The following is a 473-nucleotide window of genomic DNA, read 5'->3' as shown; positions in this document are numbered from 1 at the left end:
TAAAAACATAAAGATAAGAAAAACAATCAATGATGTAATCGATTGCCAGCTCTTATAATCAAATGCAAATAAACCAATCAAAAACGGTAGTGTATAGTTAATCATATCTCCACGAACATGCTCAACCTTACTAACTTTAACGCTTCTCCCCCCTTCTGGTTTTTTTAAAAGCTTCCTCATAATAAAACCAGTTGCTAACGTACAAACAGAAGATAGAAGCAAAAAGCTAGTTGCCCACATACTTACATTACTCTCCCATCCCCAAATCCCAATTGGAATTCCAATATTATTAGAACCAACATCTCTAATATATAAGATTAGAAATAAAGGATAATAAGAAGAAATAAACATGATTAACTCAACCCATGCTTTAATTCCTGTATCTTTCGGATTGTGAGTAATCATTTAGTTTCCCACTAATAAAAACACGATTATATTGTACCTCATTTTTCCTTTATAACATTGATCTATAT

At 31.3% G+C, this 473-nt stretch carries 1 protein-coding gene; it reads right to left on the bottom strand.

The features are described 5' to 3' along the window. The coding region (locus E5A76_RS07125; RefSeq protein WP_222932512.1) for a hypothetical protein at nucleotides 1–405 on the bottom strand (405 nt) is incomplete at its 3' end. Nucleotides 406–473 lie beyond the last annotated feature (68 nt).

The organism is Photobacterium lucens (assembly GCF_009873615.1).
Lineage (GTDB): Bacteria > Pseudomonadota > Gammaproteobacteria > Enterobacterales > Vibrionaceae > Photobacterium > Photobacterium lucens.
The sequence above is the reverse complement of the archived record's forward strand: the minus strand, read 5'-3'. Positions and strand labels throughout refer to the sequence as shown.